We start from the raw sequence: 20568 nt of genomic DNA on the forward strand, positions 1-20568 counted from the left end.
CGCCCGTCCCAGGGGTTGCGGGGCGGCGGCGATTCCCCGATCGCGGCCACCCCTCACGTAGCCTCGACGCCGTGATTCGCTTCGAGAAGGTGACCAAGAGCTACCCGGGGCACCCCCACCCGGCGCTCGACAACATCTCGGTCGACGTGGAGAAGGGGGAGTTCGTCTTCCTCGTGGGCTCCTCGGGCTCGGGCAAGTCCACCTTCCTGCGCCTCGTGCTCCGCGAGTACCGCCCCACGTCGGGTCGGGTCTACGTCGCCGGCAAGGAGATCAACCGCCTCGCGAGCTGGAAGGTGCCGCGGCTGCGTCGCGACATCGGCACCGTCTTCCAGGACTTCCGCCTGCTGCCCAACAAGACCGTCACCGAGAACGTCGCCTTCGCGCTCCAGGTGATCGGCAAGTCGCGCAAGGAGATCAAGGACCTCGTCCCCGAGACGCTCGAGATGGTCGGGCTCAGCGGCAAGGGCGACCGGATGCCCGACGAGCTCTCCGGCGGCGAGCAGCAGCGCGTCGCCGTGGCGCGCGCCTTCGTCAACCGGCCGATGATCCTCATCGCCGACGAGCCCACCGGCAACCTCGACCCGACCACCTCGGTCGGGATCATGAAGCTCCTCGACCGCATCAACCGCACCGGCACGACCGTGGTGATGGCCACCCACGACTCCGGCATCGTCGACCAGATGCGCAAGCGCGTCATCGAGCTCGAGAACGGCCACGTCGTGCGCGACCAGGCGCAGGGCGTCTACGGCCACCAGAACTGACCCCGATCCGCACCCCCGAACGAATCGAGACCCCTCCTCCATGCAGCTGCGCTACGTCTACTCCGAGCTCGGCCAGGGCCTGCGACGCAACCTGACGATGCACCTGGCGGTGATCCTCACGCTCGTCGTCTCGCTGACGCTCGTCGGCATCGGCCTGATGTTCCAGCAGCAGGCCACGCGCGCGGCCGACCACTTCGGCAACCAGCTCCAGATCACCGTCTACCTGTGCCGGCTCAACGACTCCAACCCGGTGTGCCCCAACCCGGTGACCGACGCGCAGAAGGCCGAGATCGAGGCGGTCGTCGAGGAGAACCCCGAGGTCGCGAGCCATCGCTTCGAGTCCGGCGAGGTGGCCCTGGAGAAGGCCAAGGAGCTCTACGGCGAGGAGCTGTTCTCCGGCGACAACCCGGCGCTGACCGCCGAGGACATGCCGCAGACGATCTGGATCACGCTCGAGGACCCCGAGGAGTACGAGGGCATCACCAGCGCCGTGCAGGGCCTCGACGGCGTCTCCCGCGTCCGCGACCTGCGCGAGCAGGTCGGACCCATCCTCACCACGATCACCAAGATGCGCACGTACGCCCTCGGCACCGCCGGCCTGCTCGTGCTGGCCGCGCTCCTGCTGGTCGCCAACACGATCCGCCTCGCGGCCTTCGCGCGCCGCAAGGAGATCGGGATCATGCGGCTCGTCGGCGCCTCCACGCTCTACATCGCGCTGCCGTTCCTCCTCGAGGCGCTCGTCACCGCCCTCATCAGCGTGGCGTTGGCGGGGGGAGCGCTGGCGGCCTTCCTGCAGTTCGCGATCGGCGACCTGGCGACCAACCTGCGCTTCGTCCCGTGGATCGGGTGGCCCGAGTTCAGGGTGGCCCTCGGCGCCGTCGCGATCCTGGGTCCGGTGCTGACCCTGCTCCCGACACTCGTGCTGACACGCAAATACCTCAAAGTGTGATCCCGGCGGGTTAGCGTCGTCGCGTCTCCTCCTGGCCACGCGTCCGGGGAGGCGCTCCTTCCCCGCTTCCCCAACGCAAAGGCTTCCCCCGGTGCGTCACTTCCCCCGTACCGCTCACCGCCGCATGGCCGCAGCTCTCGTCGCGGTCATGGCACTGGGCGTGTCCGCAGCACATGCCGATGACCTCAAGGACAAGAAGAACAAGGTCGAGCGCCAGCTCAAGGGCGCCAACCAGGACCTCGACGAGTCCAGTGCCCAATTGCGCAAGGCCAGCGCACGCCTCGACGCCGCCCAGCAGCAGCTCTCCGTCGCCAAGACCCGGCTCGCCACCGCGCGCGGCAAGGTCGAGGTCGCGCAGGAGCGCGACGCCCAGATGCAGGCCGAGCTCGCGTCCGCCGAGCAGGAGCTCGCCGAGGCCGAGGCAGCCCTCGCGCAGGGGCGGGTCGACCGGGACTCCCAGCGCGAGAAGGTCGCCCGGACGGTGGCCGACATGTACTCGGAGGGCGACCCCGAGCTGATCGCCTTCGCCTCGCTCCTCGGGGCCGAGTCCGCCGAGGAGCTGACCCGCCGCGACGGCGTACGGGACGTGGTCGTCGGGCAGGAGGCGCGCGAGTACGACGAGCTGAAGGCCTCCGAGGTGCTGCTCCAGGTCCGGGAGGACCAGGTGGCCGAGGCCCGCGACGCGGTCGCGGCCAAGCGCGAGGCCGCGGCAGAGCACCTCGTGCTGATGCAGGAGCTCGAGGCCGAGCAGCAGGAGGCCAAGGACTCCGTCGTCTCGCTCGTCCTCGAGCGCCGCGACGCCCGCGTGGGCGCGAGCGAGGCCCGCGCCAAGGACCTCGCCAAGCTCCGCAAGCTCGAGCGGGAGCAGCAGCGGATCGAGGAGATGCTGCGCAAGCGTGCCCTCGCCGCGCTGCGCCGGCAGCGGGCCCAGGCCCGGGCGCAGGCCGGTACGCCGACCCCCGGCCTGCTCGCCTACCCCGTCGACGGCTACGTCACCTCGCCGTTCGGCTACCGCACGCACCCGATCTACCGCTACTGGGGCCTGCACGACGGCGTCGACTTCGGCGGCGGCTGCGGCACCCCGCTCCGCGCGGCCGCGCCCGGCCGGGTCGTGTCGTCCTACTACAGCGGGGTCTACGGCCACCGTCTCGTCATCGACCACGGCGTCCTCGGCGGCAAGGGCGTCGCGACGATCTACAACCACGCGAGCGGCTACAACGTCGGGGTGGGCGCGCGCGTCGCTGAGGGCCAGGTCATCGGCTTCGAGGGCAGCACCGGCTGGTCCACCGGCTGCCACCTGCACTTCACCGTGATGGCCAACGGCCAGGCCGTCGACCCGATGAACTGGCTCTGACGCAGCGAGCCTCGAAACCTCCGTGCACCGCGCTGGGCCCGCCTGAGAGGATGGTGGGATGGCGAAGGAGCAGGGCCAGAAGATGGTCGCGCAGAACAAGAAGGCGCGCCACGACTACCACATCGAGGACACCTGGGAGGCCGGGCTGGTCCTGATGGGCACCGAGGTGAAGTCGCTGCGGCAGGGCCGCGCGTCCCTCGTGGACGGGTTCGCCGAGATCGACAACGGCGAGGCGTGGCTGCTCGGCGTGCACATCCCCGAGTACAGCCAGGGCACGTGGACCAACCACTCCGCGCGCCGGCGCCGCAAGCTGCTGCTCAACCGCTCCGAGATCGACAAGATCGAGCGCAAGATCACCGACAAGGGCTACACGATCGTCCCGCTCTCGCTCTACTTCAAGGACGGCCGCGCCAAGGTCGAGATCGCGCTGGCGAAGGGCAAGAAGTCCTACGACAAGCGCCACACGCTCGCCGAGCGCACGGCCAACCGCGAGAAGGTCGAGGCCGTCCAGCGCCGGCTCAAGGGCCACCGGGATTGAGCAGGTGAAGGATCCCGTCGCCTTCGCCGAGGACCTCGGGATCCCCGGCCTCGTCGACCTGCACACCCACTTCCTGCCGCCGCGGGTGATGGCCAAGGTCCGCGCCCAGTTCGACGCGGCCGGCCCGCTCATCGGCCGGCCCTGGCCCCTGCACTACCGCGACCCCGACGACGTCCTGGTCGAGACGCTGCGCTCCTTCGGCGTACGCCGCTTCACCGCGCTGCCCTACGCCCACAAGCCCGACATGGCCGAGTTCCTCAACGACTGGGCAGCCGGCTTCGCCGCGCGGGTGCCGGAGGCGGCGGTCTGCGGCACCTTCTTCCCCGAGCGCGGCGTCGCGGCGTACGTCTCGACGCGCAGCGAGACGGTGCAGGTCTGGAAGGTACACGTCCAGGTCGGCGCGTTCGACGTGACGGACCCGCTGCTCGACGAGGCGTGGGGAGTGGTGGCCGACGCCGGCACGCCCGTGGTCCTGCACGCAGGCAGCGGCCCAGTGGCGACCGAGCACACGGGCCCGGGGCCCGTCGGCGAGCTGCTCGCCCGGCACCCGCGGCTGCGGCTGGTCATCGCGCACGCCGGTGCGCCGGAGTACGCCGAGTTCCTCCGGCTCGCCGAGGCGTACGAAGGGGTCGGGCTCGACACGACGATGGCGTTCACGCCGTTCTTCGAGGAGATGGGCGGGGCCTACCCCGACGAGCTCCTGCCGCGACTGCGCGACCTCGGGCTGGCCGGGAAGGTCCACCTCGGCAGCGACTTCCCCAACATCCCCTACCCCTACGCCGTGCAGCTCGAGGCGCTCGAGCGGCTCGACCTGGGGGAGGAGTGGCTGCGGGCGGTCTGCTGGTCGAACCCCGCTGCGCTGCTGACCCCCGGTAGGTCCGGGTCGGTAGGTTGTCGCCCGTGGAAGCCGGCACCCTGATCGACGTCCTCCTTGTCCTCGCGTTCATCCTGGTGGGCGGGGTGTTCGCGGCGACGGAGATCGCGCTCGTCTCGCTGCGCTCCGGCCAGGTCGACCGGCTCGAGACCCAGGGGGGTCGCGGGCACGCGGTCGCCTCGCTGGCCCGGGACCCCAACCGGTTCCTCTCCGCGGTGCAGATCGGCGTCACGGTGGCGGGCTTCTTCTCGGCCGCGTTCGGCGCCTCGACGCTGGCGCCGTCCTTCGCCCCGGTGTTCGAGGGCCTCGGCGCCCCGGCCCCCGAGACGGTCTCCCTGGTCGCGACGACCCTCGTCGTGTCGTACCTCTCCCTCGTCCTCGGCGAGCTCGTGCCCAAGCGGCTCGCGCTCCAGCGGTCGGTGGGCGTCGCCAAGCTGTTCGCCCCCCCGCTGGGGCAGTTCGCACGCGTCATGACCCCGGTCATCTGGCTGCTCTCGCTCTCCACCAACCTCCTCGTCCGCCTGCTGGGCGGCAACCCCGACGCCGCCAACGACGAGGTCGACGAGGAGGAGCTGCGGATGATGATCTCGGGCCACGAGGACATCCCGGAGGGCGAGCGCCGGCTCGTCGACGACGTCTTCGAGGCGGGCGACCGGTCGCTGAGCGAGGTGATGAAGCCCCGCGGTGACGTCGTCTTCCTGAGCGGCGACCTCACCCTAGCGGAGGCTGTGGCCGTCATCGTCGACCAGCCCTACACCCGCTACCCGGTGACCGGCGAGTCGTTCGACGAGATCCTCGGCTACCTGCACCTGCGCGACGTGCTGGGCCGCGCCGACGACCGGTCCACGACCGTCGCCGACATCACCCGCGACCTGCCCGTGCTCCCGCGCACCAACCGGGTGCTGCCCTCGATCGACCAGCTGCGCAGCCTCGGCGCGCACATCGCGCTGGTCGTCGACGAGTACGGCGGCACCGACGGCATCGTCACGCTCGAGGACCTGATGGAGGAGCTGGTCGGCGAGATCCACGACGAGTACGACAGGGACGCCGAGATCGCCGCGTCGGCCGACCCGACGACCGTCGACGCCGGGGTGACGATCGAGGAGTTCGGCGAGCGCACCGGCGTCGAGCTCGACGACGGGCCCTACGAGACGGTCGCGGGCTACGTCCTGCACCGCCTCGCCCGGATGGCCGAGCTCGGGGACCGGGTCATGGTCGAGGACCGCCCCCTCGAGGTGGTCGGGCTCGACGGCCACCGCATCACCCGCGTACGTCTCCACGAGGCGACCGCCGCGGCTGACGACCCTGCCGACGAGGACGGGGCCGATGCGGGGCCGACTGCGCAGCAGGCCGCTTTCGCCGACTACTTCTCGACGTGGGGCCTCTTCCTCCCCGACGCGGCGGTCGCGGGCCACCGCGACGGGGCCATGACGGGGCACGGGTGGTCCGTACGGTTCCGCTGGCGCGACGACGAGACGCTGCTCGTGCGGGCAGGACACCGGATGACCAACGAGCGGATGTTCGCGATCACCCCGGCCGGGGAGGTCGAGCGGGCCGAGCCGGAGGCGCCCTCCGAGCTGATGGTCACCCCTCGCGACGCGACACCCGAGGAGAAGGCGGAGATCGAGCACGAGTACCGCTCGGCATGGACGCGCCACTCCAAGGCCGTGACCGCTGCCGGGCTGGACTACGACCGTACGCCGCTGCCGCGCGGCCTCGAGGTGGGTGCGGACAGCCAGGTCTGGCGCCTCGACGACGGTGAGTGGCACGCCGAGCCGCTACGTCCCACGTCGGTTGCGGATCCGGCAGCAAACCCCGACGCGGACCCGAACGAGGAATAGCGTTCGCCGCTTGTCGGTTGTGACCAGTAGGCTGGAGGAGCAAGCTCCGGCTTGCTTGACAACACAAGAGGGGCTGATCGGTTTCGACTTGGGACGCTAGTTCCAGGGGAAGCGGGTCGAGAAGCCAGCGTCATCTCGTAAACGATCGCTGGAAATCCATAGTTGCCGACACCAATCGCAACGACTTCGCTCTCGCTGCCTGAGCAGTGATCGAAGGGTCTGACCGGGCACCCGTCTCCGTCCCGGACCCAGGCCTCATCTAGGAGACTTGCTGGTCACTCTCTGTCAGGAGGGGTGACCGGGACTCAATCCTGACTGGGCCTGTCGGCGACGTGTCTGTGCGAGCGCCGGGGCCGAGAAAAGCGACAACACTGACTGCACCCGGAGAAGACCTGGTTCGGCGCTCGAGGACCGGGGTTCGATTCCCCGCAGCTCCACTGACTGCGCACAGCCCTCTTGAACGAGAGCCGCTCCGACACCCGTCGGGGCGGCTCTCGTGCTGTCTTCGGAGCATCGCATCGAGCCGGAGGTGGTTCCTTACCCAAGTCGGGCGAAGACGGCCGAGACAACTGCGATGGAGTCTGGGAGTCCCCACCGGAGAGGGCCCCACGATGATCCGACGACCTCTGCCGGTGATCGACACCCCGCGCGTCCCGGTGACCACGACCTACCACGGTGAGGACGTCACAGAGGACTACCGATGGTTGGAGGAGAGCTCCGAGCGCACCCGAGCGTGGACGGCTGCACAGGATTCGCGTGCGCGCGAGTACCTCGAGTCGATGCCCCTCTACGAATCCATCCGTGGCCGAGTCGAAGAGGTCTTGACGGTTGGATCGACGACGTACGCCCGACTGACGTGCGGGGGTGCGTCGTACTTCGCCCTCAAGACGCAGCCACCGCTTCAGCAGCCCTTGCTCGTGACGCTGCCGACGCTCGACGACCTGGGTGGTGAGCGGGTCGTGGTCGATCCGAACAAGATCGACGAGTCGGGTGCCACCACGATCGACTGGTACGTCGCCTCCCCGGACGGGGCCCACGTCGCGGTGTCGTTGTCCACCAACGGCACCGAGGACGGCATGCTCCACGTGTACGACGTGGCGACGGGTGAGCCGTCCGACGCCGTGATACCGCATGTGAACAGCGGTACCGCAGGCGGCTCGCTCGCATGGCGGCACGACGCCCAGGGATTCTGGTACACCCGACACCCTGCCCCCGGCTCGGTTCCCGACGAGGACCTCGGGTTCGACCAGGACGTGTGGTTCCACCGCCTGGGAAGCGACCCCACCGGTGATGAACGCGACCTCTCGGGGGTGTTCGCGGACAGCAGGATCACCGAGAACTTCCTGTCGGCCTCGGCCGACGGACGATGGGTGATGGACCGGGCGCAGAAGGGCGACGGTGGGGAGTGGCAGGTCTTCGTGCGCTCGCAGGGCGACGGGTCCGCGTGGCGGATGGTCGCTGACATCGACGACAAGTGCATCCGCGCTGCGTTCGGTGGTGCATCGTTGTTCTTGTTGTCGGTGAAGGACGCACCCCACGGTCAGGTGCTGCGGCTGGACCTGTCCGAGGACGCCGGCGTTGCCGAGGCGCGCGCCGTAGTGCCGTCTGGTCCTGTCACGATCGAGGAGATCGCTGCTACCGCCGAGCGACTGTGGGTGGTGGACATCGACGGTGGACCGTCGGCGATCAGGTGCTTCGACCACGACGGCGCCCTGCTGCCGGACGTCGACTCGCCGCAGGTGTGCTCGGTGGAAGCCCTGACGGCACTGGCGACCGATCAGGCCGGCTGGGCGGTGGAGACGTTCGTCTCTCCACGGCACTGGTGGGTGCAGGGCGACCACGACCGCCGGCCGCGCCGCACCGCGTTGGACACCGTCACACCGGTGCACTTCACCGACGTCGAGGTCGAGCGGGTGTTCGCCACCTCCGAGGATGGGACCCGGGTCCCTGTCAACCTGCTCGCCAAGAAGGGCACACCGCGGGACGGCACGGCTCCCACCATCCTCTACGGGTACGGCGGATACGCCATCTCGCTCAAGCCGTGGTTCGATCCGTCCTGGCTGCCGTGGCTCGAGCAGGGGTGTGTCCTGGCGATAGCGAACATCCGAGGCGGAGGCGAGTATGGCCAGGACTGGCACCACGCCGGGCGGCTCGCCAGCAAGCAGAACTGCTTCGACGACTTCATCGCCTGCGCCGACCACCTCGTCGAGACCCGGGTGACGAGCCGCGACCGGCTGGGCCTGATAGGTGGCTCCAACGGCGGCCTGCTGGTGGGAGCGGCGCTCACCCAGCGACCCGACCTGGCAGCTGCCGTCGTGTGCGCGGTGCCGGTGCTCGACGCCCTCCGCAGCGAGCTCAGCGTCAACGGAGCCTTCAACGTGACCGAGTTCGGCACGGTACGCGACCCGGAGATGTTCCGGGCGATGCGCGCATACTCGCCGTACCACAACGTGCAGGACGGCACGCCCTACCCGGCCGTGCTGTTCACGGCGGGCGAGTTCGACCCGCGCGTGCAGCCCCACGACGCCAAGAAGATGACTGCTCGACTTCAAGCGGCGACGTCGTCAGACCAGCCCATCCTGCTCCGGATGGAGCACGGGGGTCACGGCATCGGGCAGTCACTGGACCAACAGGTCGGCGAGGTCGCCGCCTACCTCACTTTCCTGTTCGACCGATTGGGCGCGCCCTACCGTGCCTGACCTTCCTTCGTGTGCGGACATCCCATGCATGCGGCATGACGACGCGTGGCGCGCGGCGTACGTTGCAGTGAGCCCTTCTCGACGACGGCGCGGGGAGTCGCTACGAAGGAGGTCGTGATGCCAGGTCGCGATCCGGTGAGGCTCGGTCGGCGTACGTTCATCGCGGCGGCCGGCGCGGGAGTGGGCTTCGTCCTCTACGCCAGGCTGCCCGGGGGAGCGACCAAGGCGCTGGCCGCGATACCCGGGGGCACCCTCGACCCGGCGCGGATCCCCAAGTACGCCAGCGCGTTGCTGATCCCGCCGGTGATGCCTCGTGCCGGGAGCATCACGCAGCAGGGCGGCGCCAACGTCGACTACTACGAGATCTCGATGAGGCAGTTCACCCAGCAGGTCCTCCCGGCGAGCCTGCCCGCGACCACGGTGTGGGGGTACGGCGCCGTCAGCGCCCGCTCGGGGCGTGGACTCCGGGTCCACAATGCGCCCTCACTCACCATCGAGGCGCAGTGGAACCGACCGGTCCGGGTCAAGTGGGTCAACGACCTCGTGGACCCCGACGGCAACTACCTGCCGCACCTGCTGCCCATCGACCCGACGCTGCACTGGGCCAACCCGCCCGGCGGTGAGGCCGAGCGGGACGGGCAGCCGAGCTCACTCGAGGACCCCCGGCCCTACACCGGCCCGGTGCCCATGGTCACCCACCTCCACGGCGCCGTCGCCGTGGGTGACGAGAGCGACGGCTACCCGGAGGCCTGGTACCTGCCTGCGGCGAAGAACATCCCCGCGGGCCACGCCGAGACCGGCACCTGGTACGACTTCTTCGCCGGCAAGGCGGCATCCAGGTTCGGGGTGACGTGGGGTCCGGGATTCGCGACCTTCCAGTACCCGAACCCCGACCGCGCCCGGACCGAGTGGTACCACGACCACGCCCTGGGCATGACCCGCGCCAACGTGTACGCCGGCCCCGCGGGGTTCTACCTCATCCGCGGCGGTCCCTCTGGCGACAAGGCCGTGCTCGACAGCCGGTCCGGGACGACCGCGGTGCTGCCGGGCCCAGCGCCCAGGGAAGGTGACGAGCTCCCCTCCCGCAAGGAGTACGGCGAGATCGCCCTCGCCATCCAGGACCGGGCGTTCAACACCGACGGCTCCTTGTTCTACCCCGACAGCCGAGAGTTCTTCGACGGCGCGACCGCCGAGGACCCCGGCTTCATCCCGGACACGGACCTGTCCCCGATCTGGAACCCGGAGTTCTTCGGCAACACGATCATCGTCAACGGCAACACCTGGCCGTTCATGACCGTCCGTCAGCGGCGCTACCGCTTCCGCGTGCTCAACGGCTGCCAGTCACGGTTCCTGATCCTCGACTTCTCGGGCATCCCCGGGGTCGAGGTGTGGCAGATCGGCAACGAGGGGGGCTTCCTCCCGTCGCCTGTGAACCTCACGGACGATCACGGCAACCGGTTGCTCATGGCACTGGCCGAGCGGGCCGACCTCATCGTCGACTTCACCCAGGTGCCGGTCGGGAGTCACGTCCTCGGCAACCTCGGCCCGGACGAACCCTTCGGCGGCGGCGAGCCGGATGACGACTTCGATGTCTCTGACCCCGACTCCACCGGCCAGGTGATGCAGTTCCGGGTCGTACCAGCCGTGGCGCCCGACCCCACGACCCCGCCGCAGTTCCTGCAGCTCCCCGCGATCGCGCCGCTTCCGGCCGCGAGCACCACGCGCCAGCTCGCCCTGATCGAGATGATGTCGGCCTCCTGGGACGGCCCGGCGCAGGCCCTGCTGGGCACGGTCGACGCCAGCGGCATGCCTCGAGAGGAGATGTGGGCAGGGCCCGTCACCGAGAACCCGACCCTAGGGAGCACCGAGGTCTGGGAGTTCTACAACTTCACCGCCGACGCCCATCCGATCCACGTCCACGAGGTCGCCTTCGAGGTGGTGGACCGGCAGGCGCTCGTCACCAACGACGACGGCGAGACCGAACCGCCTGCTCGCCTGGTGGGCGTGCCCCGGGCCCCGGAGGCCTGGGAGGCCGGCGTCAAGGACACCGTGATCGCCTTCCCCGGCGAGGTGACCCGGGTGAAGGCTCGGTTCCTCACCGCCGGCCGCTACGTCTGGCACTGCCACATCCTCGAGCACGAGGACAACGAGATGATGCGCCCCTACCAGATCGGGCCCGATCAACCCGGGCAGCCGGCTGGTCGACACGTCTGACCGGCAGCCGAGCGGACGTGGGGCGGCTCAGCCGAGCATGGCCGCGCGGGCCACGTCGCGACCCGGCACCCGGCGCAGCTCCGCGCCGAGCTCGCGCGCCAGGTGCGGGGCGGGGCCGTCGAGGACGCCGCGCAGGGCGGCGGTCAGCTCCGCGGACGTGGTCGCGTTCGGGTCGAGGGCTGCTCCCAGACCCGCGGCCTCGATCGCCGCCGCCCCCGCGAACTGGTCGGTGGAGAACGGCAGCACCACCATCGGCACCCCGGCGGTGAGCGCCTCCGTCACGCTGTTGTTGCCGCCGTGCGTGACGGCCACCGCCGCGCGGTCCAGCAGGGCGACCTGCGGCAGGTAGGGACGTACCAGCCAGTCCGGCGGGACGTCCTGCAGGCCGGTGGCGGAACCGGTCGCCACCGCGACCCGGAGGCCGAGCGGGCGCAGCGCGTCCAGCACCGTCGCCAGCACGTCCCCCCGTGCCGAGAGGAAGCTGCCGAAGCTGACGTAGACCACCGGCCGGTCGTCGGCCGCGAGCCAGGTCTCGACGTCGTCGGTCGCCGGTTCGGCCCGTACGGCAGAGCCGAGGAACGCGTGCGCTGGCAGCATCGCCGTACGGGCCGGGTCGTGCAGGGACTCCGGGTAGTTCAGCATCAGCAGGTCGCCGTGCTCGGCGAACGCGTCCGCCGACGGCGTGGCACCGGGTGCCAGCACGCGCAGGGCGTCGTTCCACTCCTCGGTGAAGGCGTCCCGGACGTCGCGGCACAGCCGGTGCAGGGCGGCGAGCTCGGACTCCGGCGGGGTGAAGGCGCCCGGCCAGGCGGTCGGGTAGCCGTACACCTCGTCGCCGACGGGGAGCGCGGACGGGTGGCCGAGCACGACATCGGCGTGCGGGACCTGGGCCGCCGCCAGTGCGATCCGGGCGCTGAACGCCAGGTGGTCGACGATCACGTGGTCGGGCTTCACCCGGTCGACGACGTCGAGGACGGCCCGGGCCCGGTCCACCGGCTCCCACAACAGGTCGGTGCGACGTGCCTCGGCCTGGTAGCGCAGCGTCGCCACCATGCCGTGCCGGGTGGCGTCGAAGAAGCCACGCAGCGCGTCGTCCTCGCCGGGTGGCTGCTGCTCGGCCCGGATCACGCCGGGGTTCGACCCCCGGCCCAGCACCAGGTCGGCACGCTCGAACCCGAATCCGGCGACGATGCCGGCGGTTGCCGGGCCGGTCGCCACCACCACTGGCTCGCCGGCGTCCTGCCAGGCCGTCGCGAGGGTCGCCAGCGGCAGCAGGTGCGAGGCGTAGTCCGGGCTGATCACCAGCAGGGTCATGCGAGCAACCGTGTCACGAGCGGCCCGCCGTACGGACGGCGCCGGCGTAGATCCCGCTCAGCCGGTCGGCCATGGCCTGCACGGTGAAGTCGGCCCTGACCCGTTCCACGGCCCGGTCGATCCGCTCGTCCTGGCCCGGTGCGGCGGCGAGGTCGAACGCGGCCCGCATCGCACGCGCCACCTCGTCCGGCCGGCGGGTGTCGACGAGCACGCCGGTCACCCCGTCGTCGATGTACGTCGCCGGTCCGCCGGCTGCCGGCCCCACCACCACCAGCCCGGAGGCCAGGGCCTCGAGCAGCGCCAGGCCGAACTCCTCCTTGAGGCTGCTGCACACGTACACCCCGTCCGGGCCGTTGCCGCCCGGCCTGCCTGCCCGCGTGGCCGCCAACCAGACCGCCACCACGTCGTTGGGACGGTGACCGGGCATCACCAGGCCGTCGGCGGCCGCGGGGAACCGCGCCAGCACCTCGTCGATCAGGTCCAGCTGCTGCCGCTCGTCGGGCGACGGGTCGGCCAGGTCGCCGCCGACGACCAGCAGGTTGCACCGCTCGGACAGCTCGGCATCGCCGGCCCACGCCTCGACCAGCGTCGCCATCCCCTTGACCCGGTGCAGGCGGCCCACGCTGATCGCCAGCGGCAGCCCCCTGCGGTGCTCGGGCAGCGCGGCGAGGAGCGCGTCGAGCTCGGCCAGCGCCGGGCCGGGAGCTCCGCGGCGCTCCACCTCGGCAGCGGCGGCGGCGCTGACGCCGAGGTCGACGCCCTCCGGCACCACGGTGTAGCGGCCGGGCTCCCCAGCCACGTCCAGGCCGAGCAGCTCGCGCATGTCGTGCTGAAGCTCGGGGCGGGGGAAGAGCACGATGTGGGCCGAGTCCTCAGCCAGTCGCTGCACCAGGCGGGCACGGAACCAGTAGTGCTCGCGCTCGTCCTCGGTGCCGAAGTTGCCCCGGTGCAGGCCGCCGGTCATGTCCAGGGCGTGGATCACGGCGTGCGGGTCGGGCGCGAGGGTGAACACCACCGGGATGCCCAGGTCGCGGGCCACCTCGGCAGCGGCCAGGCTGCCCACCTCCGCCATCCGCAGGTGCAGCACGTCGGGGCGGTACGTCCGCAGCACGCGGCGGATCCCGCGTTCCGCCGCGACCCGCGAGGGCCATGCCTGCGCGGTCGAGGTGGCCTCGGGGAGCAGGGGCACCGGGGTCAGCAGGTGGCCGTCGGCCGGGGTCAGCGCCTCCAGGGCGTCGCCGGGGGTGCCGCGGGACAGGGTCAGGACCCGGTCGACACGGGACCCGGCCGCGAGTGCGTCACCCAGGCGGACCAGCAGCGTGGCGACCCCGCCGTTGTCACCGGCGCCCGCGCGGCTCAGGTCACGGTCGATGTCGGCGTGCAGGAAGAGCTGGGCGACGGTCAGGCCGGGCCCGGCGTCGCCAGGCTCGACGGAGTCGATGTCCAGGTCGATGCCCAGGTCGATGGCGGCGAGCCGGGCGACGGACCCCAGGTCGCCATCGGCCGCGCCGAGGTGCCGGACCACCGCCACCGCGGCGTCATCGGCCGGGCGGTCACCCAGGGCGGCGACGGCAGCCAGGCGTACGGTCGGGTGCTCGCCGTCCTGGACGGCGAGCTCGCGCAGCGCGCGGCCGGCGATCGGCCCCGGCACCAGGCCGAGGGTCTCGACCAGCCTGCTGCGGACCGCGGGAGCGGCCGCCCCCGCGAGCGCGTCCTCGATGGAGAGGGCGACCTGCTGCGGCGCGGCGACGGCCCATCGGGCGAGCGTGCGCTGGGCGAGCATGCCGGAGAACCCTCCGCCCACGACGACCCCGACGAGCCTGCCGACCGCGTCGAGGCGGGGGAGCCGCGCCCGGAGCGCCCAGCTCGCGTGCTCACGCAGGAACGGCCGAGGGTGGGAGAGGAGCTCGGCCAGGACGGCGTCGGCCCCGTCGTCACACACCTGCGCGAGCGCGTGCACGGCCGCCACCGCGGTCAGCTCGTCGCGCTCGTCGATCACATCAGCGAGCAGCCGCACCGGCTCGGGTCCGCCCTCGCCGCCGGCGGCGGCCGCGAGGCGGTCCCCGCTGCGCAGCACGTCGACCACGAACGGTGCCTGTTGGACCTCGTCCAGGGTGCGCCGAAGAGACAGGCTCATGCGGCGTGTTCGGGGCCGGCACCACATCGGATGGCCCGGATCGACTGGTCTGGACCACCGCGCGGTGTCGGGACCCAGGTCTAGGGTCGCCGCATGCCCGACTTCAGCTGGCTCCCGGCCAACCAGGCGGCGCCCGAGGACGTGGAGGCGGTCCTCGGGGCGGGTGGCGCCGCCAAGTGCCGGTGCCAGGCGCTCAAGGTGCCCGGCTGGATCTGGCGCGACACCACCCAGGAGGAGAGGGACGCCGCACTGCTCGAGCAGACCGCCTGCGGCACCCCGGGACCGACCTCGGGGCTGATCGCGTACGTCGACGGCGAGGCGGCCGGCTGGGTCGCGGTCGAGCCACGCGAGAACTACCCCCGGCTGTGGAGCCGGAAGCAGGCATGGATGCGGATGGACCCGGAGCTCGAGGGCGTCTGGTCCGTCACGTGCTTCGTGGTGCGCAAGGGCCGGCGCCAGGCAGGGCTGACCTACGAGCTCGCCCACGCCACCGTCGCGTACGGCGAGCAGGTCGGCGCCCGCGTCCTCGAGGGCTATCCGATCGAGCCGCCGCCGGGCAGGACCGTCATCTGGGACGAGGCGTCGGTCGGGCTGCTGCAGGTCTTCCTCGAGGCCGGCTACGAGGTGGTGGCCTCGCCCACCCTGAGGCGGCGAGTGGTGCGCCGGCGGCTCGCGTGACCGGGGTGGACGCGTCCGAGGACCCGAGTCGGGCGTGGGCGGAGCTCGCGGCCGGCTACGAGCGCGCCCGGGGCAGGCAGGACTCGCTGGACCGGCTCGTCGAGTGGCCCGCACAGCGCGAGATGCTCGGTGACGTCACCGGGCTCTCGGTGCTCGACCTCGGGTGCGGCAGCGGCGCCAAGCTCGCCCAGCTCATCGACGACGGTGCGGCCGCCGCGGTGGGTGTCGACGTCAGCGGCAGCTTCGTGGGGCAGCGACCGCCCGGGCTGGAGCTCGTGCAGGGCGACCTCAACGACATCAGCGCCGTGCCCGAGGTCGCCGGGCGCACCTTCGACCGCATCCTCCTCCTGCAGTCCTTCGGCTACGCGACGGACCCGGTGGCGACGCTGCGGTCGGCGCGGTCGGTGCTCGCCGACGACGGGTTCATCCTGCTCACCAGGACCCAGCCGCTGCGCTGGGCCACCGAACGGGCCGAGCAGAACGGGACCTCGCTCGCCGAGGAGTACTTCTCCTCGTCCGCGCACACCTATCGCCCGGGCTGGCACGAGGACGTCGCGCTCACCAAGCGGACCTACACGATCTCCGACCTGCTCAACACGTTCAGCGCAGCCGGGCTCTGGGTCGAGGAGGCCGCCGAGCCGCAGCTCTCGGAGGACGCGCGCCGTCGTTACCCGCACAAGCAGGACTGGATGGACACCTACTTCGGGATCCTCGTCTTCAGGCTCCGACCGCTCGCCGCCCGACCGGCAGGGTGAGCCACGCCCACAGAGCCGTCGAGGTAGAAGCCGGCGCCGGCGAACGTGAGGGCCGCGCCACAGGGAACGACGGCGAGGGAGCCCCACCCCTCCTGGTACGCCAGGTTGGTCGGGGTGTCCCAGTCCACCGGCAGTGCACGCACGAGCAGGAGTGCAGCAACCGTCACGTGGACGGCGACATGCGTCCGTGCCACGGATCCGAGCCCTCGCCTCGTCGTGTCTGCTGACGATGCGGCACGATCGGGGACATGGACCTTCCCGGGACACTCCGTACGTCCGGCGGCCCCGTGCGCCTGCGGCGAGCGGTGATCGAGGACGTGCCGTCGATCGTGGACCTGCTGACGGACGACGAGCTGGGTGCCGAGCGGGACGGGGTCGAGGACTCGGAGGGGTTGCAGCCCTACGTCCGAGCGTTCGAGGCCGTCGATGCAGATGATGCGCATCTCCTGCTCGTGGCCGAGAGCGACCACATCGTGGTAGCGACCATGCAGCTCAGCTTCATCCCCGGGCTTGCGCGTCGCGGTGCCCTCAGGGCCCAGATCGAGGCTGTCCGGGTCCACTCCGACATGCGGGGCAGCGGCCTCGGGCGTGCCATGGTCGCCTGGGCCATCGACGAGGCGGGGCGCCGCGGCTGCGCCCTGGTCCAGCTCACCAGCGACAAGCAGCGGCACGAGGCACACCGCTTCTACTCCGGGCTCGGCTTCACTGCCTCGCACGAGGGCTTCAAGCTCGGGCTCCAGAACGGCGAGGGGCTGCGCCCGTGACCAGCCCCGTCGATCCCGGCTCCATCCGCATCGCCCCGCTGACCCGGGCACACGCCGAGGACCTCGCGACCTGGCGCTACGACCCGCCCTACGACGTCTACGACATGACGGGCGCCGATCCGGACGAGCTGCTCGACCCGGAGCTGGGCTTCCACGCCGTCCTGGCGGACGACCGGCTCATCGGCTTCCGGTCCTTCGGCCCGGACGGCCGGGTGCCCGGCTGGGACTACGACGACTCCGCCCTCGACACCGGGGGAGGGCTGCGCCCGTCGCTGACCGGGCAGGGGCTGGGCAGGGCGGTCATCGCCGCCGGGCTCGACTTCGGTCGCTCCCAGTACGCTCCGGCGGCCTTCCGGGTCACGGTCGCCTCGTTCAACACCCGGGCGCGCCGTACGGTCGAGTCGCTCGGCTTCGAGGTGGTCGGATCGTTCGCTGCCCGTTGCGACGGGCGGCCGTTCGACGTGCTCGTCCGCGACGAGACGCGCTGACGGCGGTCCTCAGACGCGCCGGGCGTACGGAGAGGGCTCGACCGCCTCCGGGTGCAGGATCCCGGCCAGCACCTCGACCCCGTCCACGAGCCGCGGGCCGGGACGGGCGAACTGCCCGTCCGCGTCCACGGCCCACACGGGCACGCCCGGGAAGCGGTCGCGTACATCATCCGCGAGCGTGGCGGCGCCGTCGAGGTCGTAGCCGCATGGGGCGCAGACGACGAGGTCCGGAGCCGAGTCGAGGGCCTCGTCCCAGGTGATGCGGGCCGACTTCGCGCCGGCGACACCGATCGTCGGCTCGCCGCCGGCGCGGGCGACCATCTCCGGGATCCAGTGGCCCGGCGCGAACGGCGGGTCGGTCCACTCGAGCACCAGCACGCGCGGCTGCTCGCGCCCCGCCACGCGCTCGGCCACGGCCGCGAGCCGCTCCTCCAGCGAGGCGACGAGGGCGGCCGCCTGGTCCGACCGCCCGGTGAGCCGGCCGATCTCGACGACGGACGCCAACACGTCGTCGAGGGTGTGTGGGTCGACCGTCGCCACCTCGGCCCGGCAGCCCAGGTGGCGCAGCGCCTCGTCGACGGTGTCCACGTCGATGGCGCAGACGGCGCAGAGGTCCTGGGTGACGACGAGGTCCGCGTCGAGGTCGGTGAGGGCTCCGGCGTCGAGGCGGTAGAGGTCCTCACCCGCCGCCATGGCGGCCGCGACGAAGTCGTCGATCTCCCTCGGCGTCAGCCCCTCCGGCATCGCGGACGTCGAGACCACGCGCCGCTCCCGCGCCTCCGCCGGGTGGTCGCACTCGAAGGTCACGCCCACGACGTCGTCACCCGCGCCGACGGCGAACAGGATCTCGGTGGCGGACGGGATCAGGGAGACGATGCGCACCGGGTGAGCCTAGATGCCTCGGCAGGGACCTCTCAGGGGGCGTCGAGCAGCACGCATTCCTGGAGCGCAGGGCTGCAGCGCACCATCCGCTGCTGCTGCCCGTCGGTCACCCGGGCGACGAGGAACTGGGCGTCCTCGAAGGTGAAGGCCGTGTTGACGAAGCTCCACCCCTGTGGAGGCGAGAGCACGCCCTCGCGTCCGCCGTCGAGGTCGCGCACCCGGATCTCGGCGTACTCCGGCACGTCGCCCGCGACCTGGTCGGCGGGCACCCACGCCACCCACTCCCCGGAGACGTCCGCGATCCCGAAGCTCGGGAGGTCCGCGATCGGCACCAGCTCGCCGTCGGCCGTCACGTCGGCGAGGTAGACCCGGCCGTCGCCCGCGACCCGGTTGTCACCGCTCGGGTCCCGAGCGTCGCCGCTGCCGTCGACGACCACCAGACCCGCCTGCGTCGCCTGCCAGACGAGCTGGCCGGGGGCGGTCCGAGTCAGGTCGACCGGTTCGGCGCCGTCGAAGGGGCGCCACAGGACGCCGACACCCCGGCCGCTCGCGATCACCCAGCCGTCGTCGGTGACGGCTCCGATGCGGGTGCCCACCCCGTCGTCGTCCCGGACGGGAACCGGGACGGGCAGGCCCATCCCCTCGCCGTCCCATGCGGTCTCGAACCCGTTCAGGTCCCCCTCGCTGGAGAGATACGCGACGTACTGACCGTTGGGTGACACGACGGGCGGCTGCTCGAGCGCGACCTCCAGCGCCTTCGGCGCTCCACCGTTGCCCCACGACCACACGAACGGCGGCTCGACCGCCAACCAGCCCTGCGTGGTCCCTTCGATCGAGTCGAAGCCGGGGAACGAGTCGTCGCCGACGTACGCCACCCGGTCGAGCACGTACGGCACCCGGGGCTGTCCTGTGGGCACCTCGTCGGGCAGCACGTCCGTCGGCTGCGGGGCCGGCTGGGGCATGCCGCCCCGGTCAGACGGGCCGCTCACGAGCACGACCAGCGCTATCAGCACTGCGGCGGCGGCTGCCAGCACCGTCGGCCAGACGAACCGCGACGGCGGGCCCGAGGGCAGGTCCGGCAGGGGCGGGACCTCGACGCCGTCGGCGACCTGGCGCAGCTCGCGCGTCAGGATCTTCTCGATGTCCTCGTGCATGTCAGACCTCCGTCCCGTCGGACGCGGTTCTGTCCTGGTCGTCGAGCGCGGCCTTCAGGCTCTTGAGGGCGCGGTGGGCCGTCGACTTCACGGTGCCGCGCGAGCAACCGAGCGTCTCGGCGATCTCTGCCTCGCTCAGGTCCTCGAAGTAGCGCAGCACGATGACCGCGCGCTGCTGGCGGGGAAGCTGCCTGACGTGCGGCCACAGCGCCATCCGCTCGTCGGACGTCCCCGGCGTACCAGCGGTGCCGCCGGCCGCGCCGGTCGCACCGCCCCACTCCGGGACCTCGTCGGTCAGCAGCTCCAGCCGGCGCCCCTTGGGCCGCCTGGACGAGAGGAACGTGTTGGTGAGGATCCGCCGCACGTAGGCGTTCATCGAGTCCGAGGCGCTCACCTTGGCCCATGCTCCGTGGGCCTTGATCAGCGTCTGCTGCGCCAGGTCCTCGGCGTCCGCGTGGTTGCCGGCCAGCAGGTAGGCGCTGCGGTAGAGCATCGACCAGGAGACGGCGGCGTACTCCTCGAACGAGGGCGCCTGCGTGTCGGTCCCCGAGAACATCCCCACCCCCTCACCCTGCACCCCCGCGGTGCCGTCTCACCCTCCTGACTCCCGCAGCCGGCGGAAGGTTGCGTCGACCCCCTTACGGACTCACACCTGGAGGTCGAAGACGTTCCAGCAGATCGCGTTGCGCCGCCGCTGGTCCTCCAGCACCAGCTCGCGGACCGTCGCGGGGAGCCGGTCGCGCTGCCAGCGGGACTCCGCGCGCTGCGCTGCCTCCTCCTGCCCCGGCGCGGCTGCCATCGCCGCCTTGATCGCGTACGCCGCGGCGCCGAGGTCGTGCTCGGCGACGTGGGCGACGACGGCGGCCTGCCCGGCGGCGTACGCGGCGAAGCGGGGCGCGCCGGTCAGGTCGCGGGCCGCGCCCATCGCGTGCCCTCCCATCGCGCGGGTCCGCATCATCGGCAGCTCGCCGCGCGTCCAGGCACGTGCGGCCTCGATCGCGTCGCGTGGGCGGATATCGTCGCGGCGTACGGCCTCGAAGAGCGGGAGCACGTGCTCGGCGCACTCGGCGGCCCAGAGGGCCAGGGCATGGTGGTCCTCGTCGGTCAGCGTGCCACCGCGTCGGATCGTGACCAGGCGGGGGTCGCGGACGGCCGGGAGGATCACG

18 protein-coding genes and 1 other RNA gene are annotated in these 20568 nt (G+C 71.7%); 13 read left to right on the forward strand and 6 right to left on the reverse strand.

The genetic code is table 11. The features are described 5' to 3' along the window. Positions 1 to 71: 71 nt before the first annotated feature. From ftsE to AC57BS_RS05710, 9 genes are all read left to right on the forward strand, one after another. Positions 72 to 761, forward strand: a complete 690-nt coding sequence (gene ftsE / locus AC57BS_RS05670) for a cell division ATP-binding protein FtsE (RefSeq protein ID WP_129456111.1) — start codon at positions 72 to 74, stop codon at positions 759 to 761. Positions 762 to 801: 40 nt separating this feature from the next. Continuing rightward, positions 802 to 1710 (forward strand): permease-like cell division protein FtsX, encoded by a 909-nt coding sequence (gene ftsX / locus AC57BS_RS05675; protein ID WP_496410476.1) that lies wholly within the window; start codon positions 802 to 804, stop codon positions 1708 to 1710. A gap of 124 nt (positions 1711 to 1834) precedes the next feature. Then, positions 1835 to 3064, forward strand: coding sequence for a peptidoglycan DD-metalloendopeptidase family protein (locus tag AC57BS_RS05680; protein WP_496410477.1), 1230 nt, complete (start codon positions 1835 to 1837; stop codon positions 3062 to 3064). A 58-nt stretch (positions 3065 to 3122) separates the two neighbouring features. After that, positions 3123 to 3602, forward strand: a complete 480-nt coding sequence (gene smpB, locus AC57BS_RS05685; RefSeq protein WP_135838780.1) for an SsrA-binding protein SmpB — start codon at positions 3123 to 3125, stop codon at positions 3600 to 3602. Between the two features lie 4 nt (positions 3603 to 3606). After that, the gene (locus AC57BS_RS05690) at positions 3607 to 4521 is read left to right on the forward strand and encodes an amidohydrolase family protein (protein WP_496410478.1); all 915 of its coding nucleotides are present in this window, start codon (positions 3607 to 3609) and stop codon (positions 4519 to 4521) included. Next, the gene (locus AC57BS_RS05695) at positions 4503 to 6317 is read left to right on the forward strand and encodes a hemolysin family protein (protein WP_496410479.1); all 1815 of its coding nucleotides are present in this window, start codon (positions 4503 to 4505) and stop codon (positions 6315 to 6317) included. Before AC57BS_RS05690 ends, AC57BS_RS05695 begins: the two co-directional genes overlap by 19 nt. 69 nt (positions 6318 to 6386) lie before the next feature. Next, positions 6387 to 6757: a transfer-messenger RNA gene (gene ssrA, locus AC57BS_RS05700) on the forward strand. Positions 6758 to 6928: 171 nt separating this feature from the next. After that, entirely contained in the window at positions 6929 to 9016 is a 2088-nt protein-coding gene (locus AC57BS_RS05705; protein ID WP_496410480.1) for a prolyl oligopeptidase family serine peptidase, read from the forward strand. 117 nt (positions 9017 to 9133) lie between these two features. Then, a complete protein-coding gene (locus AC57BS_RS05710) occupies positions 9134 to 11230 on the forward strand; it encodes a multicopper oxidase family protein (RefSeq protein WP_496410481.1) in 2097 nt (698 codons plus the stop codon). Positions 11231 to 11257: 27 nt separating this feature from the next. On the opposite strand, the gene AC57BS_RS05715 is transcribed toward AC57BS_RS05710, so the two are convergent. Both AC57BS_RS05715 and AC57BS_RS05720 read right to left on the reverse strand, forming a co-directional pair. Next, the gene (locus AC57BS_RS05715; RefSeq protein WP_496410482.1) at positions 11258 to 12544 is read right to left on the reverse strand and encodes a nucleotide disphospho-sugar-binding domain-containing protein; all 1287 of its coding nucleotides are present in this window, start codon (positions 12542 to 12544) and stop codon (positions 11258 to 11260) included. Between the two features lie 13 nt (positions 12545 to 12557). Continuing rightward, positions 12558 to 14681 carry a glycosyltransferase gene (locus tag AC57BS_RS05720; RefSeq protein ID WP_496410483.1) on the reverse strand — a complete coding sequence of 708 codons (2124 nt, stop codon included), beginning with the start codon at positions 14679 to 14681 and terminating at the stop codon, positions 12558 to 12560. A 93-nt stretch (positions 14682 to 14774) separates the two neighbouring features. Between AC57BS_RS05720 and AC57BS_RS05725 the strand changes: the two genes are divergently transcribed. From AC57BS_RS05725 to AC57BS_RS05740, 4 genes are all read left to right on the forward strand, one after another. Continuing rightward, positions 14775 to 15359: a hypothetical protein gene (locus AC57BS_RS05725; protein ID WP_496410484.1), complete on the forward strand. Its 585-nt coding sequence runs from the start codon at positions 14775 to 14777 to the stop codon at positions 15357 to 15359. Beyond that, positions 15356 to 16114, forward strand: coding sequence for a class I SAM-dependent methyltransferase (locus tag AC57BS_RS05730; protein ID WP_496410485.1), 759 nt, complete (start codon positions 15356 to 15358; stop codon positions 16112 to 16114). The genes AC57BS_RS05725 and AC57BS_RS05730 overlap by 4 nt, the downstream gene beginning before the upstream one ends. 248 nt (positions 16115 to 16362) lie before the next feature. Next, complete coding sequence (locus tag AC57BS_RS05735; RefSeq protein WP_496410486.1) at positions 16363 to 16878, forward strand: GNAT family N-acetyltransferase; 516 nt, start codon at positions 16363 to 16365, stop codon at positions 16876 to 16878. After that, positions 16875 to 17366 carry a GNAT family N-acetyltransferase gene (locus AC57BS_RS05740; RefSeq protein WP_496410487.1) on the forward strand — a complete coding sequence of 164 codons (492 nt, stop codon included), beginning with the start codon at positions 16875 to 16877 and terminating at the stop codon, positions 17364 to 17366. Before AC57BS_RS05735 ends, AC57BS_RS05740 begins: the two co-directional genes overlap by 4 nt. Positions 17367 to 17375: 9 nt before the next feature. Here AC57BS_RS05740 and AC57BS_RS05745 read toward each other — a convergent pair whose 3' ends face one another. The 4 genes from AC57BS_RS05745 to AC57BS_RS05760 all read right to left on the reverse strand — a co-directional run bounded on the left by AC57BS_RS05745 (position 17376) and on the right by AC57BS_RS05760 (position 20567). Further along, on the reverse strand, positions 17376 to 18248 hold the full coding sequence (locus tag AC57BS_RS05745; RefSeq protein WP_496410488.1) for a cobalamin-binding protein: 873 nt from the start codon (positions 18246 to 18248) through the stop codon (positions 17376 to 17378). 32 nt (positions 18249 to 18280) lie between these two features. Continuing rightward, positions 18281 to 19402: a hypothetical protein gene (locus tag AC57BS_RS05750; protein WP_496410489.1), complete on the reverse strand. Its 1122-nt coding sequence runs from the start codon at positions 19400 to 19402 to the stop codon at positions 18281 to 18283. A gap of 1 nt (position 19403) precedes the next feature. Beyond that, a complete protein-coding gene (locus AC57BS_RS05755) occupies positions 19404 to 19958 on the reverse strand; it encodes a SigE family RNA polymerase sigma factor (protein ID WP_496410490.1) in 555 nt (184 codons plus the stop codon). Between the two features lie 90 nt (positions 19959 to 20048). Beyond that, positions 20049 to 20567, reverse strand: coding sequence for a putative immunity protein (locus tag AC57BS_RS05760; RefSeq protein WP_496410491.1), 519 nt, complete (start codon positions 20565 to 20567; stop codon positions 20049 to 20051). Position 20568: the final 1 nt, after the last annotated feature.

This window comes from Nocardioides sp. BGA-UO-ETr-FS32, assembly GCF_059567905.1.

What these genes read in the sequence shown, in the direction of transcription:
- AC57BS_RS05720 (WP_496410483.1), bottom strand. Translation starts at nt 14,681, where the DNA reads ATGAGCCTGTCTCTTCGGCGCACCCTGGACGAGGTCCAACAGGCACCG.
- AC57BS_RS05715 (WP_496410482.1), bottom strand. Translation starts at nt 12,544, where the DNA reads ATGACCCTGCTGGTGATCAGCCCGGACTACGCCTCGCACCTGCTGCCG.
- AC57BS_RS05680 (WP_496410477.1), top strand. Translation starts at nt 1,835, where the DNA reads ATGGCCGCAGCTCTCGTCGCGGTCATGGCACTGGGCGTGTCCGCAGCA.
- smpB (WP_135838780.1), top strand. Translation starts at nt 3,123, where the DNA reads ATGGCGAAGGAGCAGGGCCAGAAGATGGTCGCGCAGAACAAGAAGGCG.
- AC57BS_RS05725 (WP_496410484.1), top strand. Translation starts at nt 14,775, where the DNA reads ATGCCCGACTTCAGCTGGCTCCCGGCCAACCAGGCGGCGCCCGAGGAC.
- AC57BS_RS05705 (WP_496410480.1), top strand. Translation starts at nt 6,929, where the DNA reads ATGATCCGACGACCTCTGCCGGTGATCGACACCCCGCGCGTCCCGGTG.
- ftsX (WP_496410476.1), top strand. Translation starts at nt 802, where the DNA reads ATGCAGCTGCGCTACGTCTACTCCGAGCTCGGCCAGGGCCTGCGACGC.
- AC57BS_RS05710 (WP_496410481.1), top strand. Translation starts at nt 9,134, where the DNA reads ATGCCAGGTCGCGATCCGGTGAGGCTCGGTCGGCGTACGTTCATCGCG.
- AC57BS_RS05750 (WP_496410489.1), bottom strand. Translation starts at nt 19,402, where the DNA reads ATGCACGAGGACATCGAGAAGATCCTGACGCGCGAGCTGCGCCAGGTC.
- AC57BS_RS05735 (WP_496410486.1), top strand. Translation starts at nt 16,363, where the DNA reads ATGGACCTTCCCGGGACACTCCGTACGTCCGGCGGCCCCGTGCGCCTG.
- AC57BS_RS05755 (WP_496410490.1), bottom strand. Translation starts at nt 19,958, where the DNA reads ATGTTCTCGGGGACCGACACGCAGGCGCCCTCGTTCGAGGAGTACGCC.